The organism is Plantactinospora sp. CA-294935, from assembly GCF_050936445.1.
GTDB lineage: Bacteria > Actinomycetota > Actinomycetes > Mycobacteriales > Micromonosporaceae > Plantactinospora.
Window position 1 is genome coordinate 9,254,538 of record NZ_JBNJMU010000001.1, and the last position, 14,699, is coordinate 9,269,236.

General features: G+C 72.4%; 11 protein-coding genes. 6 read left to right on the forward strand and 5 right to left on the reverse strand.

The window, feature by feature from the left end; all coding sequences use genetic code 11:
- Positions 1-187 precede the first annotated feature (187 nt).
- The 4 genes from ACQEVC_RS40165 to ACQEVC_RS40180 all read left to right on the forward strand — a co-directional run bounded on the left by ACQEVC_RS40165 (position 188) and on the right by ACQEVC_RS40180 (position 5,226).
- Entirely contained in the window at positions 188-1,234 is a 1,047-nt protein-coding gene (locus ACQEVC_RS40165; protein ID WP_432888883.1) for a helix-turn-helix domain-containing protein, read from the forward strand.
- A gap of 433 nt (positions 1,235-1,667) precedes the next feature.
- Positions 1,668-2,915 carry an SDR family oxidoreductase gene (locus tag ACQEVC_RS40170; protein WP_432888885.1) on the forward strand — a complete coding sequence of 416 codons (1,248 nt, stop codon included), beginning with the start codon at positions 1,668-1,670 and terminating at the stop codon, positions 2,913-2,915.
- Positions 2,912-4,321 (forward strand): condensation domain-containing protein, encoded by a 1,410-nt coding sequence (locus tag ACQEVC_RS40175; RefSeq protein WP_432888887.1) that lies wholly within the window; start codon positions 2,912-2,914, stop codon positions 4,319-4,321. The genes ACQEVC_RS40170 and ACQEVC_RS40175 overlap by 4 nt, the downstream gene beginning before the upstream one ends.
- A gap of 608 nt (positions 4,322-4,929) precedes the next feature.
- Entirely contained in the window at positions 4,930-5,226 is a 297-nt protein-coding gene (locus tag ACQEVC_RS40180) for a flavin reductase (protein ID WP_432888889.1), read from the forward strand.
- A gap of 322 nt (positions 5,227-5,548) precedes the next feature.
- On the opposite strand, the gene ACQEVC_RS40185 is transcribed toward ACQEVC_RS40180, so the two are convergent.
- The 5 genes from ACQEVC_RS40185 to ACQEVC_RS40205 all read right to left on the reverse strand — a co-directional run bounded on the left by ACQEVC_RS40185 (position 5,549) and on the right by ACQEVC_RS40205 (position 13,010).
- The gene (locus ACQEVC_RS40185; protein ID WP_432888891.1) at positions 5,549-7,639 is read right to left on the reverse strand and encodes an NPCBM/NEW2 domain-containing protein; all 2,091 of its coding nucleotides are present in this window, start codon (positions 7,637-7,639) and stop codon (positions 5,549-5,551) included.
- A 37-nt stretch (positions 7,640-7,676) separates the two neighbouring features.
- Positions 7,677-9,863: an alpha-galactosidase gene (locus tag ACQEVC_RS40190; protein ID WP_432888893.1), complete on the reverse strand. Its 2,187-nt coding sequence runs from the start codon at positions 9,861-9,863 to the stop codon at positions 7,677-7,679.
- A gap of 89 nt (positions 9,864-9,952) precedes the next feature.
- Complete coding sequence (locus tag ACQEVC_RS40195; RefSeq protein WP_432888895.1) at positions 9,953-10,777, reverse strand: carbohydrate ABC transporter permease; 825 nt, start codon at positions 10,775-10,777, stop codon at positions 9,953-9,955.
- Positions 10,777-11,715 (reverse strand): carbohydrate ABC transporter permease, encoded by a 939-nt coding sequence (locus tag ACQEVC_RS40200; RefSeq protein ID WP_432888897.1) that lies wholly within the window; start codon positions 11,713-11,715, stop codon positions 10,777-10,779. The genes ACQEVC_RS40195 and ACQEVC_RS40200 overlap by 1 nt, the downstream gene beginning before the upstream one ends.
- Complete coding sequence (locus tag ACQEVC_RS40205) at positions 11,715-13,010, reverse strand: ABC transporter substrate-binding protein (RefSeq protein ID WP_432888899.1); 1,296 nt, start codon at positions 13,008-13,010, stop codon at positions 11,715-11,717. Before ACQEVC_RS40205 ends, ACQEVC_RS40200 begins: the two co-directional genes overlap by 1 nt.
- A gap of 159 nt (positions 13,011-13,169) precedes the next feature.
- Between ACQEVC_RS40205 and ACQEVC_RS40210 the strand changes: the two genes are divergently transcribed.
- Both ACQEVC_RS40210 and ACQEVC_RS40215 read left to right on the forward strand, forming a co-directional pair.
- Positions 13,170-13,916 carry an SDR family NAD(P)-dependent oxidoreductase gene (locus tag ACQEVC_RS40210; protein WP_432888901.1) on the forward strand — a complete coding sequence of 249 codons (747 nt, stop codon included), beginning with the start codon at positions 13,170-13,172 and terminating at the stop codon, positions 13,914-13,916.
- 40 nt (positions 13,917-13,956) lie between these two features.
- Positions 13,957-14,667 (forward strand): FadR/GntR family transcriptional regulator, encoded by a 711-nt coding sequence (locus ACQEVC_RS40215; protein WP_432888903.1) that lies wholly within the window; start codon positions 13,957-13,959, stop codon positions 14,665-14,667.
- Positions 14,668-14,699 lie beyond the last annotated feature (32 nt).

Here is a 14,699-nt window from a genome sequence, read left to right on the forward strand (position 1 = left end):
CGGGCAGACGAAGAGACAGGCGCCGCCAACGTCGCCGGGCGCGATCCCGGCCGAGGCGCAAAGGGGCGCGCTAACATGTCGATGATCGGCGATCGGTGCCGTGCCGAGGCTCCGGTCCGCACCCCGTCCGCACCGGCTGCCCGTCCTGCCGGCGGCCGGTGGCACCGTCCGCCGGAGGTACCTTCTGATGCCCGATGGCACCGACGACCTCGATCCCGGCAGCGCCCGGACGCCGGCCGACCTCGTCGGGCTGCTCCGGCAGTTGCGCAACCGGTCGGGGTTGAGTTTTCGGCGGATCGAGCGGTTGGCCCGAGCCGCCGGGGACAACCTGCCGGCGAGCACCCTCGCCACCATGCTGGCCCGCAACACCCTGCCCCGGGAGGAGTTGGTCCGGGCGCTGACCCGGGCCTGCGGGGAATCCCCGGAGTCGGTGGACCGGTGGCTGGCGGCGCGCCGACGTCTCGTGGACGCCGCCGCGACGCCGCCGACAACCGAACCGCCCGAACCGGAGCCGGCCGAACCGGAGCCGGCCGAACCGGAGCCGGCCGAACCGCCCGAACCGGCCGACCGGCGCCCCCGCCCCGGCCTGCTGCTGCTGGCCGCCGCGACCGGTGCGGTGGTCGCGATCGCCGCCGTCCTCGCCGGCTGGTGGCTGTCGCGACCGGCCGACCGGGATGGCACCGCCCGGCCGGAGCCGACCGTGACCAACCAATCCGCTCCGACCGGCGGCGACCCGGGCACGCAGGTCGCCGGCGGGCAGGGCGGGACCCGGATCCGGGTGGCGCACTCCGGGCTCTGCCTCTCCGAACGCCCCGAATTCGATGACGGACAGGTCTTCCAGGCGAGCTGCGCCGAGGCATTTCCGGTGCGGAGCCTGAGCGCTCCGATCACCGCCACCGGCGGCGGCACCAGCTATCTGATCCAGACCGACCATCCGGAGTTCGGGCTCGGCTGCATGGGCATCCGGGAGGGCAGCCGGAAGGTGGGCGCCCGGGTCGAGGACGACCACTGCGGCCAGGAGGGGGCCGGGGAGCAGTTCCACCTGGACCCGGTCGGGTCGCCCGGGCAGGGCTTCCGGCTCCGTCTCGTGCACAGCGGGCTCTGCGTCACCGTCGACGACATCGACGCCGAGTGGGCCGAACTGGTCCAGTTGCCCTGCGATCCGGGGCACACCGGTCAGGTGTTCCTGGTCGAACCGACACCGCCGGACATCCGGCCCGCACCGCTGCGCTGACTCCCTCCCTGACGGCCGTCGTCCGGCCATCGCCCGGGGTCGAGAACCGGACCGGGGTGCCGCTGGCAGGGGTCGCGACGGGGCGCTGACTCCGGCCCGGACGGCCGTCGTCGGCCGGGATCGGCGTGATACGGGCCAGCTTCGTCGACGGTCGGGGTCCGGTCGCGGACGAGCGGTCGGACGTACACCGGGCACCGGAGCCCCGAGCCGCCCGTTCGGACCCGTTCGGACCCGTTCGGAGCGGATCCGCACACCCTCGAACGGGGCCAGACCTGGCGTCGCCGGCCGCACCGTCCTTTGCTGACTGAAGCGGACGGGGCGCGGTCGGGGCGGTAGCCCGTGGGCGGGCTTCCCGGCCGTACACCGGGCGGCAGCAGGGGGTGCCGATCCGCGCGGTGGCGCGATCCGACGGCCACCCCCCGGGAGGTACCGGATGACTTCGATCCTGCTCACCGGCGCGTCCGGGGTGGTCGGTGCCGCCCTGCTGCACCGGCTGGCCGGTCACCGGGTGACCGCCCTGACCTACCGGGCGGAGGTGCCCGGCCGGGCGGTACGCGGCGACGTCACCCGGCCCTGGCTCGGCCTGCACCGTGGCCGGTACGCGGAGCTGGCCGCCAGCGTCGACGTGGTACTGCACTGCGCCGGTGTCACCGACTTCAGCGCGGACGACGACACGATGCGGACCCAGAACGTCCGGGGCACCGAACAGATCGTCCGGTTCGCCGCCGATGCCGGGGCGAGGCTGGTGTTCTCCTCGACCGCGTTCGTGGCCCGGCACGAGTTGGCCCGGCCGGCCCGGGCCGAGGAACCGGGCGGCACGGTGGACCCCCGGCGGTACCTGGCCAGCAAGCTCGCCGCCGAGGAGGTCGTACGCCGCAGCGGCCTGCCGCCCGCGATCGCCCGGATCTCGGTGGTGATCGGCGACTCGGCCGGTGGTGAGACCAGCCGGTTCCAGGGCCTGCACAGCACCACCTCGGCGATCATGCGGAGCCTGCTGCCGGTGCTGCCGTTCAGCCCGGGCGCCACCATCGACGTGCTGCCCCGGGACCTGGTGGCCGAGGCGCTGGTCGCCCTCGCCCTGCCCCCGACCCCGTCCACCGGCCCGGCACCGACGTCCGGCGCCGCGGCGCCACCGTCCACCGCCCCGGCGCCACCGTCAACCGTCCCGGCGCCACCGTCCGGCGACCCGGCACCGACGTCCGGCGGCCCGGGGCCAGTGTCCGCCGGGCCGGCGCCGGAGGACCGCACCGGACCGGTCGCCGAGTACTGGATAACGGCGGGGGCTGCGGCGCCGACCGTGCAGCGGCTGGTGGACCTGGTCGTCGCCCGGTGCGGCGAACTCGGCCTGCGGGTGTCGCTGCCCCGGTTCGCGCCGCCGGCCATGGTGGAACGGGTCATCCGGCCGGTCTTCATCGACCCGCTGCCGGCGAAGCAGCGCCGCCGGTTCGCCAACCTGATGGCCCTGGCCAGCCTCTTCGACGGCGCCGACCGGTTTCCGACCGGCCTCGGCACGATCCCGGGCGGGCCGCCCGCGCCGACCACCGCTCTGATCGAACGGGCCTTCGTCGCCTCGGTGGACTACCAGGCGCGGACCGAGGGCCTGACAACCGCTGCGCAGGTTCCGGAGCAAGGAGGTCTCGACGATGGGAAACCGATGGTGCTGAAGGCGGATCCGGCATGACCGGGTCAGACGTGGTGGCTGCTCCCCCGACCGAACACGACGGGCTCACCGGCGTCCAGGCGCCGCTGTCGTACGCGCAGCAACTGCTGGCCGCGTTCGCGGTGCACGACGGCGGTAGCGTGTTCGGCCCGAACTTCGTCAACTGGTGTGCGCACTGGCTCACCGGGCCGGTCGACGTCGACGTGCTGCGCCAGGCGCTCGACGACGTGGTACGACGCCAGGGCGCGCTGCGTACCGTCGTGGTGCGCAAGGAGGGCTTTCCGTTCCAGCGGGTACGCCCACCCGCCCCGGTGCCGCTCACCGTCCTCGACCGGCACGGGACCGCGCCGGACGACCGGGACGCCGAGGTGGCCCGGATCACCGCCCGGGCGCTGGCCAACGGGCAGCCCTGCGACCGGGTACCGCTGCTCGCGGCGTACCTGGCCCGGTTCGGGGACGCCTCGGCGCTGGTGCTGGTGATCCACCGTACGGCGGCCGACGGCTGGACGATGCAGGTCGCCATCCGGGACGTGATGGCCGGGTACGAGCGCCGGCTGCGCGGTGAGCCCCCGGACCGCACCCCGCTGCCGCAGTACGTCGAGTGCGCCCTCGCCGACGGCTCGGCCGAGCGGGAGAAGCAGATCCGGTCGGCGCTGCCGTACTGGCAACGGACCCTCGGCGACCTACCGGCGGTGGGCGTTCCGGCCGACCGCCCCCGCCCGGTCGACGGCACCGGCGGGGTACGCGCCCTGCACACCTTCGAGCTGTCCGACCGGACGGTGCAGGACGTACGCCGGGCTGCCCGAGCCGCCCGGACCTCCTTCTTCACGATGCTGCTGACCGCGTACGCGCTCAGCCTCACCGGGCGGACCGGCGGCAGCGAGATCGCGATCCCGGTGCTCGGGGCCGGCCGGAGCCGGCAGCAGTGGGACACCGTCGGCTTCTTCGTCAACGGCCACGTACTGCGGCTCGGCGTACCCGCCGAGCAGACCCTCGCGACCGTGCTCGCCCGGGTGCACCGGGCGGGGATCGCCGCCCAGACCAACGACGTACCCCTGATCCGGGTGCTGGAGGCGCTGCCGAACATCGCCGCCTCGGCCTTCGACAGCAGCACCGTGGTGCCGACGCCGATCCAGCTCTGCCAGCCGATCCCGGACTTCACCGACGACCGCGCGACCGTGCGCTACCAGCGGATGAAGCTGCCGCCCGAGGTCGTCGCGGAGCAGCCGGTGATGCCGGTGGACTTCCTCTGGGTGATGGAGCCGTACACCTCGTTCGTGGTCCGGGTGATGTACAACCCCCGGATGTTCGACGAGGCCAGCGTGGTCCGGCTGGCCGACGACTTCCAGCGGGCGCTCTGGCTGCTGGTCACCGCCCCGCGGATCAACGTCCGGAGCGCCCGCGCCGCGATGGAGGTGGCACGGTGACCGTGACGGTTTCCCGGGACGACCTGGAGATGGCGTCTGAGACAGGTACGAGGAACCAGGCTCCGCCATCGCCGAGCATGGGTGGCGCCTCTGGCGGTATTGCTGGTGTGGACACCGATGGATCTGCCCCGACTCGGATCCCAGCGTGTGCTCCTACTACCCCCGGCCGGGTAGTAGGAGCACACGATCGGCGGGTGCCGACACCGCACCCGCCGAGTTCCGCCGGGCGCTCCGGGTCGCCACGACCGATGTCAGGATTGCCCGGGAAGCACGGGCCGGGCACGAAGAAGCGCCGCCACCGCCGCTCCCGGCACCCCCGCGGCCGGACGAGTCGCAGCGCCCGTGGGTCGACTTCCCCCACTTCCGCAATGCGGGCCGGTACGACGGGTGGAACGGGCCGACCCGGGCGCACCTGGCCAACGGCCGGGCGTGCGGCCTGACCCCAGCCCAGCAGCACCCAGCACAACAGCACCGTTCCCAGCAGCACCCAGCACAACAGCACCCAGCCCAGCAGCACCCAGCCCAGCAGCACCCAGCACAACAGCACCGTTCCCAGCAGAACCCAGCACAACAGCACCGAGCCCGGCACGCCGAGCGGGTGTAGACCCGTGATCGGGCCATGGGCACGATGGGAGCGGCATGTCGCCCGACGGCGGGCGCGGGTGCACGAGCGCCAGGCGGCCGGGCGGCACCTTCCCACGGACAGGTACGCCTGTCGAGACTGCGAACACGACTGGCCCTGCGCGCCGGCCCGCCTGGCACTACTGATCGGGTTCGACGGTGACCGGACAGGGCTCATGATGTACCTCGCCGCACACCTCGCCCGCGCCCTGGAAGCGCTGCCCGACCGGCATCCCGCACTGATCGTCGGCCAGATCATCCACTGGGTTCCGCGCCGACGATGACCAGCTTGCCTCATCACCCAACACCCACCCCGGGCCGCCAGTTCTTCCCCCGTAGCGGTGGCGGCCCGGGGTGGGCCGCTGTCCTGACCGGAACGCCCCGGCCCCTGTCCTGACCGGAACGCCCCGGCCGGGCGCGCTGGTCGAACGGTCCGCCGGGCCGGTCGATTCCACCCCTCACCGGTTGGGTCCACCGTGATCAGTCCGACCGCACCTGACAACAGGGTCAGAGCGGCCGCCCGAGGAGTGGCACCAGCTCTCGCCCACCGGACGGTCCGGACCCGGATGGCGGTGCCACCCGGGCGCGGACCGTCCGTCGTCGGTGTCAGCAGGTGGCGGTCAGGCCGGCCCAGTCGGCGCGGTCGTTGTAGCCGCCGTCGCCCGCGTCGCCGACCACCAGGTCGAGGACCCGTACCCCGGTCAGGTCGACGTCGACCTGACGCGGATCGTCCCGGGTCAGCACGCCGCTGTCGTACCGGACCTGGCCGTCGCCGACCACCTGGAAGGTCGCCGTCGCGCCCTCGGGTCCGACGTTGCGGACCGCGTCGTCCAGTCCGACCAGCGCGGCGAGCCGGGTACACCGGCCACCGAGGTAGTAGCGGACCGTGGAGGGCGAGGCGACGCCGATCCCGGTCGGGTAGACCTGGCCGACCACGCTGATCGGGGAGCCGCCCCCGACGCTGGCGTCGACGGTCGGGCTCATCCAACCGCTGGTGGCGCTGATCCAGTCGTGGTGCGAGAGCACGACCTCACCGTCCGGCGGCGCCGGGGCGACCGTCAGGGTACCGACGGTCGCCTGCCGCAGCCGGCCGTGCCCGGGCACCTGGTAGGAGGTGGTGGCGGTCAGGCTGGCGGCACCGGGGGCAGCGCCGGCCGGCAGCGTCACCGTGAAGCCGAAGGTCCTGCTCTGCCCGGCGGCCAGCAGCGGTACCGTCGACCGGCCCTGCGGCCGGACCGCCCAGCCGGCGGGTGCCGCCAGGGTCACCTGCGGCGCCAGCACCGGCAGCAGGCCGTCGTTGCGGACGGCGACCTCGACCCGGGCCTGGTCCCCACCGGCGGCGACCGGCGCCGACCCGTCCGGCGTGGCGACTCCGCCGACCTGGGTCACCTGCGGCAGCCCGGCGGTGACGTGCGGTACGCCGGGCAGCCCCCGGTGCGTCCCGACCCGGAACAGCGCCGCACCGTGCGCCGGAACCGCCGCGCTGATCGTGCCGGCGCTCTCGGTGACCTGGTTCGTCCAGGCGTTCTCGACCGTGAACCGGTTGCCGGCCAGGCCGACCGCCTTCGCCGTGGTGGTCAGGGTCTGCGGGCTGTCGCCCCGGTTGAGCAGCACCACCGCCCGGTCACCGTCGGCGAGCCGCTTCACCCAGGTCTCGGTGGTGCCGGCCGGGCCGACCCGGACCGCCTGCACCCCGGCCGGGTCCTGGTTGATCGCCAGCACCTCGGGGTCGGTGAGGATCTCCACCGAGGTCTGACTGATCTTGCGTACGTCGCTGGCGATCACCAGCGGCGCGGCGGCCACGGTCCAGAGGGTCATCTGGGTCCGGAACTCCTCGTCGGTCATCCCGAGTTCCGGCCCGAGGTAGTCCGGGTCGTTGAAGTGCCCCGGCCCGGCCACCTCCGGGTGCCGCGCGTTCGCGTCGTAGTTGCGCAGCACGTCCTTGTACTTGACCTCGCCGACGAAGCCCACGTCGGTGTACGTCCGCCAGGACTGTGCGATCGCCGGGGCGTAGCTCCAGGAGTACGTGGACTGCTGCTCCTCCGGGTAGTTTCCCCAGTCCGGGGAGGTCACCGGGTTGCAGAGGTTGAAGATGATCGGCCGCTTGCTGGCGTTGTTCCGCAGCGCGGCGGCGAACTCGGTGTAGACGGTCTTCGGGTCCAGGTCGGCGGCAATCCCGCAGAGGTAGTCCACCTTGACCGCGTCGAACTCCCACGCGGCGAACTGGTCCGCGTCGCGCTGGTAGTAGCCATGGCTGCCGAGCCCGCACTTACCCGGGATGTACGGCCCGGCGTCGGTGTAGATGCCGGCCCGCAGCCCCTTGCCGTGGATGTAGTCGACCAGCGGCCCCAGCCCGTTGGGGAACCGGGTCCGGTCGGCCTGGAGGTCACCGGCCGCGGTACGCGGCTCCGGATCCTGCCAGCCGCCGTCGAGCCAGACGATGTCGTAGCCGGCCTCGGCGAAACCCCGGTCGACCAGGGCGTCGGCGACCTGCTTCACCGACTCCTCGGAGAACTCCCCGCCGAGCCCGTAGTAGGTGTTCCAGCCCTGGTAGGGGGTCGGGCTGAGCACCTCCCCGGAGGCCGTCAAAGCGGTGCCGGCGGGTTCGGCGACGGGGGCCTGTGCCTGGGCGGGGACGGGCGCGACCAGCAGACCGCCGGCGAGGGCGAGTACGCCGACGAGCGCATGTCGTCTCACATCGTTTCCTTCACTGTCGGGGAACGGGGGTGGTGGATCAGGCGCGCCGGAGGACGACGAGTTCCGCGTCGTGGTCGGGTGTCCACCGGACCGGCAGCCCGACGGTGGTCAGATGACTGCCGGAGTAGCGCCGTTCGTCGTGTCGGTAGGCGGCGGCCGGGTCGAGACCGGCCAGCGGGAGCCGGACCGGGCGGGACGGCAGCAGGCCGGCGCCGTCGAGCCGGCCGGTATGCCAGGCGAGGACCACGACCGTCTGCTCGTCGGGCGCGGTGTACTGCACGGCGCAGCGGGGCTGGTCCGGGCCGCCGATCAGGTGCACGGTGCCGTGCGTGACGACGTCCCGGATCTCCTTGTACCGGGCGATCCAGCCGGCCGCCTCGCGGCGCTGCTCCGGCGACCAGTGCCGGATGTCGGCGCCGATGCCGAGCACCCCGGCCATCGCCAGCACGAACCGGAAGGCCAGCGACCGCGGGCGCGGGTCGAAGAGTCCGGGCGAGTCGGTCACCCAGGAGCTGAGCAGGTGCGGGGCGTTGGCGTGCAGGAAGCCGTACTGGATGGCGAGCCGGTCCAGCGGGCCGGTGTTGTCGCTCGGCCAGAAGACGTCGGCCCGGGCCGCCATGCCGAGGTCGGTCCGCGCCCCGCCGCCGGCACAGGCCTCCAGCAGTACGTGCGGGTGGTCGCGGCGCAGCCGCTCGTAGATCCGGTGCAGGTTGGCCACGTGCGCGCCGTCGAGGTCGACCTGCCCGGCCGCACCGGCGGCCGCCGGCAAGCTCCGGCCCGCTTCGGTACGCGGCCGGTTGAAGTCCCACTTCAGATAGCCGATGTCGTAGCGGCGGAGCAGACCGTCCACGGTGGAGTGCACGAACTCGGCCACCTCCGGGCGGCCCAGGTCCAGCAGGTACTGGTTGCGGATCGGGGTCAGCGGCCGGCCCCGCACCTGGTAGACCCAGTCCGGGTGTTCGGCGTAGAGCGTCGAGCGCGGGTTGACGCACTCCGGCTCCACCCAGAGCCCGAAGTTCATCCCGAGACCGCGGATCTCGGTGACGAAGGCGTCGAAGCCGGCCGGGAACTTCGCCGGGTCCGGGGTCCAGTCCCCCAGGCCGGCGGTGTCGTCGTCCCGGCCGACGAACCAGCCGTCGTCGACCACGAAGGTCTCGACACCGAGGTCCGCGGCGATCCGGGCCAGCGCGAGCTGGTTCTCCGCGTCGACCGTGAAGTAGGTCGCCTCCCACGAGTTGTAGAGCACCGGCCGGGGCGTGAGCCGGTCGGCGGCGAGCCGGCGCTGGTAGTCGTGCCAGACCCGGGCCAGCCCGCCGAGCCCGTCCGGGCTGTAGGCACCGGTGACCGCCGGCAGACTGATCCGCGCCCCGGCGGGCAGGTCGAGCGGGCCGTCGACGAGGCGCCGGCCGGCGCGTACCCGGGTCAGTCCGCCGGTGTCCCGGGTCGCGGTGATCTCCCACGAGCCGGTCCAGTCCACCGCCACCGCCCAGGCAGAGCCGGTCGGCTCGGCCTGGTCCCGGACGACGAGCCACGGGACGTACGCGTGCCCCGGTACGCCCTGCGCGCTGCCGACGGTGAACTCGCCATGCCCGAGGTCGACGTGGTCGAGTTGGAACTCCTGCGCCCACTGCCCCCACTGGTAACTCAACCGTGCCCCGTGCGGAGTGGGTACGCAGAATCCGGCGGAACCGGCCCGGTGCAGGCGCAGCGGTTCCGGCCCGGTGTTGGTCAGCTCGACCCACCGGCGCAGCACGTCGGTGCCGTCCGGGATCTCGTAGTGCAGGGCGGCGTGCAGCCCGGTAACCGGGTCAGCGAAGGTCACCACCAGCCGGCTCGGCCCGCCGTCGCCACCGGCTCCGGTCTCGCCACCGGCTCCAGTCTCGCCACCGGCTCCAGTCTCGCCACCGGCTCCGGTCTCGCCACCGGCTCCAGTCTCGGCGCCGAGATAGTCGAAGCCGACCCGACGGTCCCCGCCGGCGGTCTCCACCACCAGATCGGCCCCGGTGAACGGTCGGGCGGCGTCGGTGGCGTACTCGATCGGCGCGGCGTCCCCGGCGGTGAGGAACGGCACCGGGCCGGCGTATTCCACCGGCGACGGCCCTTCGCCGACACCGTGCGGCCCCCACGCCACCAGTTCGAGCCAGCGCCCGTGCTCGGGCACCGCCACGGTGTATTCGCTCCGCGCGCCGCGCAGCGTCCAGCGCCGGGGCCGGGAAGCGTTCAACGAACCCTTTCCGGCCTCCCCCTGCGGTCCGTCGGCACCCCGGCTGGAAGGCCGGGCGGTGGCGCCGCCCTGTTCAGGTCGAGAAAGGTTCACTTGACGGCTCCGATCGCGAGGCCGGACACGAAGTGTCGCTGGAAGCGGAGGAAGACCAGCACGGTCGGCACCGCCGCGATCACCGTGCCGGCGGCGATGACGTTCCACGAGGAGACGAACTGACCCTGTAGGCCCAGCAGGGCCGGGGTGACCGGCATCCGGTCGTCGGTGCGCAGTACCGTGATGGCCCAGAGCAGGTCGTTGAAGATCCAGGTGAAGGAGAGCGCGCCGAGGGCGGCCAGCGCCGGCCGGGTCAGCGGCAGGATCACCCGGGCGAAGATCTGCCCGACTCCGGCGCCGTCGATCAGCGCCGCCTCCTGGATCTCGCCCGGCAGGTCGCGCATGAAGCCGTGCAGCACGAACGTGTAGAAGCCGAGTCCGAAGCCGACCTGGACCGCGATCAGCGCCCAGAGGGTGTCGTAGAGGCCGATCAGCTCGCTGAACTTGTTCACCGGAATGAGCAGGATCTGCGGCGGCAGCAGGTTGCCGGCGAGCATCAGCAGCAGGATGGTGCGCCGGCCGGGGATCCGGAACCGGGCCAGCGCGAAGGCCGCGACCGCAGCCAGCGCCAGGCTGAGCAGTACCGACGGTACGGTCACCAGCAGGCTGTTGATCAGCGCCCGCATCTCCCCGCCGTCGGTCCACGCCTGGCGGTAGGTGTCCAGGGTGAACGAGCGCGGCAGGCTGCCCACCCCGTTCGCGGCGATGTCGTCGAAGGAGCGGACCGACATGCTGACGACCCAGAGGATCGGGCCGAGCCAGAGCAGCGCCACCAGGCTCATCCCGAGGTGGAAGCCGCCGGTCCGGAGCTTGCGAATCATCAGTCGTCCTCCCGGAAGGCGCGGACGAGGTAGCCGAGGATGACCGCCAGCGCGAGTACGAAGATCACGACGGCGATCGCCGAGCCGTAGCCGAGCCGCAGGCTCTGGAACGCGGTCGAGTACATGTAGGTGCTGAGCAGTTCGGAGGAGTGGTACGGCCCGCCTCTGGTCAGCGCCCAGACGATGTCGAACGAGCGGAGCGAGTCGATCACGATGACCGACAGCACCACCGCGTTGACCCCGCGTAGCTGCGGGACGGTGACGTTCCAGAGCCGCTGCCAGCCGTTGGCGCCGTCCATCCGGGCCGCCTCGTGCAGCGCCGGGTCGATGGCCTTGAGACCGGCCAGGTAGAGCACCATGACGTACCCGATCTGCCGCCACAGTGCGGGCAGGATGACCGCATAGAGCGCGGTCTGCGGGTCGGCCAGCCAGGGTCGGATCAGTTGCTCCAGGCCGACCGCCCGGAGCAACTGGTCGGCGAGCCCGTCCGGCTGGTAGAAGACCCGCCAGACCAGCCCAGTCACCACCAGCGAGAAGACCACCGGGGTGAAGAGTGCGGCCCGGTAGAAGCCGATGCCGCGCCGCTCCTTCTGCAACAGCAGCGCCATGCCGAACCCGCCGAGGACCGAGAGCCCGCCGAAGAGCACCAGCCAGATCACGGTGTTGAGCAGGGCGCCCCGGAAGACCGAGTCGCCGGCCAGCTCGGTGTAGTTGTCCAGGCCGATGAACTGTGGCGGTTCGAGACCGTCCCAGCGGGTGAGCGAGAAGTAGAAGCCCTGTAGGGCCGGCCAGAAGACCCAGATGCTCTCCACCGCGAAGGGTACGAGCACGAAGGCCACCAGCAGCGGCGACAGGCGCCGGGCCGGGCGCCGTCGGGACGACTTCCGGTCCGGTGCCCGCCGCTGCCGTGGGCTCTCGGTCGGGGCGAGTGCGGTCATCAGCCCTTGAAGACCTTTTCCGCTCCCGCCTGCCACTCGCGCAGGATCGCGTCGATCTGGTCGGGCTTGTCGATGAACTTGGTCAGCGCGGTGTCGGCGGTCGGCTGGAGCGCGTCGCTGGAGTCGCGGTTGAAGAACTGCGTCAGCTCCTGGGCGCTGTCCAGCATCGCCTTGCCCTTGGCGACCAGCGGGGAGTCGGCGGCCTTGGCCTTCGGGTTGGCCGGCAGCACGATCCCGGAGCTGTGCGTGATGTACTCCTCCTGCGCCGGTGCCGAGGCCAGGTAGCTCAGCAGCGCCTTGGTGCCGGTCGGGTTGCCGGTCCTGGCACTGGCGAAGAAGCCGTCGGTCGGGCCCTCCTCGGCGACCGGCACCGCCGGGTCGATGATCGGGAACCGGAAGAAGTCGAGGTCGCCGAGGGCGTCCTTCGGTGCGGCGTCGGCGAAGAAGGTGCCGATCAGGAACATGCCGGTCTTGCCCGCCAGCAGCGCGGCGGTGGCCTCCTGGAACGGGTACGCCTTGCCCTTCGGGTCGAAGTACGGCAGCACCTCGCGCCACCGGGTGAAGACCGCCTTGACCTTCGGGTCGTCGAAGCGCTGCTTGCCGGCGAGCAGTTCGCGGTGGAACGGCGCCCCGTTGATCCGGATGTTCAGGTAGTCGAACCAGGCCGACGCCACCCACGGGGTGTCGCCGAGTCCGATGCCGATCGGCGGGACGCCCTTGCCCTGCAACGTCTGGCAGAGCGCGACGAACTCGGTCCAGGTCTTCGGCTCCTGCACGCCCCACTTCGCGAAGTTGGACTTGCGGTAGAAGAAGCCCCACCAGTAGTTGGTCATCGGCACGAAGACCTTCTTGCCGGAGGCGTCGGTGGAGATGGTGCGCAGCGCCTCGGGGTAGTCGGTCAACCCCTGCCAGACGTCGGAGACGTCCAGCAGCAGGCCCTTGCTGGCGTAGTCGTTGGCGACCGAACCCGCGTACCAGGTGTAGAGGTCCGGCGGGTTCGCCGAGGTCAGGTACGTCGGAAGCTGGGTGCGGTAGGTCTCGGCCGCGACGGTGTTCAGCGTCGCGCTGCCCTTGCCCTGCTTGTTGAAGGTCTCGATGATCTTCTCCATCGCGACCTTCGCCTGCGGCGAGGAGAGGTTGGACTGCACGGTGACCGGGCCGTTGCTCCCGCCGCCACCGGACGAGGTGCTGGCGGAGCTGGCGCAGCCGAGCAGGCTGCCGGCACCGAGCGCGCCGAGGCCGGCGAGTCCGAGGTGGCCGAGGAACCGGCGACGACCGGGGTCGAAGTCGCTCACGGGGAGTATCCCTTCCTCATCGACCCGGGGGCCGGGTCGCGGGTGTATCGCTCAGGTAAACGGTGTGATCCAGAAGGTTGCATCCAGGGGTCGCGCCTGTCAAGATTTCTTCCTAATTAATGTTTTGATCTGCGGCGGCGACGGGTGGTGAGCCAGCGAATGCGTCGACTGGATGGCAAGGTTGCCCTGGTCACTGGGGCCTACGGCGGCATCGGTGCGGCCACCGCCCGGCGGCTCGCCGCCGAGGGCGCGGCGGTCGGTCTGGTCGACCTCCGGGCGCCGGAGCAGGTCGCCCAGGAGATCGCCGCAGCCGGCGGCCGGGCCTGTCCGATCGTCGCCGACGTCTCCGACGAGACCGACTGGGCCGGCGCGACGACCACACTCCGTGATCACTTCGGCCCGGTGGACATCCTGGTCAGCAACGCCTACTTCAGCGAGGTCGCCCCGGCGCACGAGACCAGCCGGCAGTCCTGGGACCGGCAGCTCGCGGTGAGCCTCACCGGCGCCTTCATCGGCCTCAAGGCATGCCTGGACGACCTGCGCGCCGGCCGGGGCGCGGCCGTCCTCGTCTCCTCGGTGCACGCGATGGTCGGGCTGCCCGGCCACCCCGCGTACGCCGCCGCCAAGGGCGGGCTGGTCGCGCTCGGCCGCCAGCTCGCCGTCGAGTACGGCCCCGAGGTGCGGGTCAACACCGTCCTGCCCGGCCCGATCCTCACCGCCGCCTGGGACAGGGTGTCCGAAGTGGACCGGCAGCGCAGTGTGGCGGAGACTGTGGCCGGCCGGTTCGGCACCCCGGACGAGGTGGCGGCGGCCATCGCCTTCCTCGCCTCGCCGGACGCCGGCTACGTCACCGGCACCACCCTGGTGGTGGACGGCGGTTGGACCGCGGTGAAAGCCTCGGCCTGACACAGACCACCATCGGACGAACGAGAAGGCGCGGAGAGCATTGGCACAGTACGCACGTCGCGGTGTCCACGGTCAGACCGTCGAGGTCATCGCCCGGCGCATCCTCGCCGGTGAGATCGCCGAGGGCGCCACTCTGAACCTGGCCGCACTCCAGCAGGAGCTCGACGTCAGCCTCACCGCGCTGCGCGAGGCGCTCAAGGTCCTCACCGCCAAGGGCATCGTGGACGCCCGGCAGAAGCGGGGCACCTTCGTACGCCCCCGGGCGGACTGGCACCTGCTCGACGGTGACGTGATCCGCTGGCAGTTCGCCGAGGGCGCCGGGCAGCACCTGCTCGACCAGCTCCACGAGGTGCGTACCATCGTCGAGCCGGCCGCCGCGCGGCTCGCCGCCGACCGCGCCACCGGCGCCGACCTGGCCGCCCTCGACGAGGCGCTGGCCGAGATGTCCGCCGCCACCGACCCGGTCACCGCCGTCCGCGCCGACCTGGGCTTCCACCGCGCGCTGCTGGCCGCCACCCACAACGAGCTGGTGCAGCGCATGGAGGTGGTGATGGAGACCGGACTGGCCGAACGGGACCGCCTGGTGCACGGTGTGGCACCCGAGGACGACCCGGTGCCCAGCCACCGCGCGGTGGTGGACGCGATCCGGCGCACCGACGCGACCGGCGCCGAGCAGGCCATGCGCGACCTGCTGGACAAGGCCATCCGGGACGTCCAGAAGGTACGCCGGCACCGAGGCGACAGCGAGTGAGCATCGCAGGGCCGGCCACGGCCCGAGGAGCG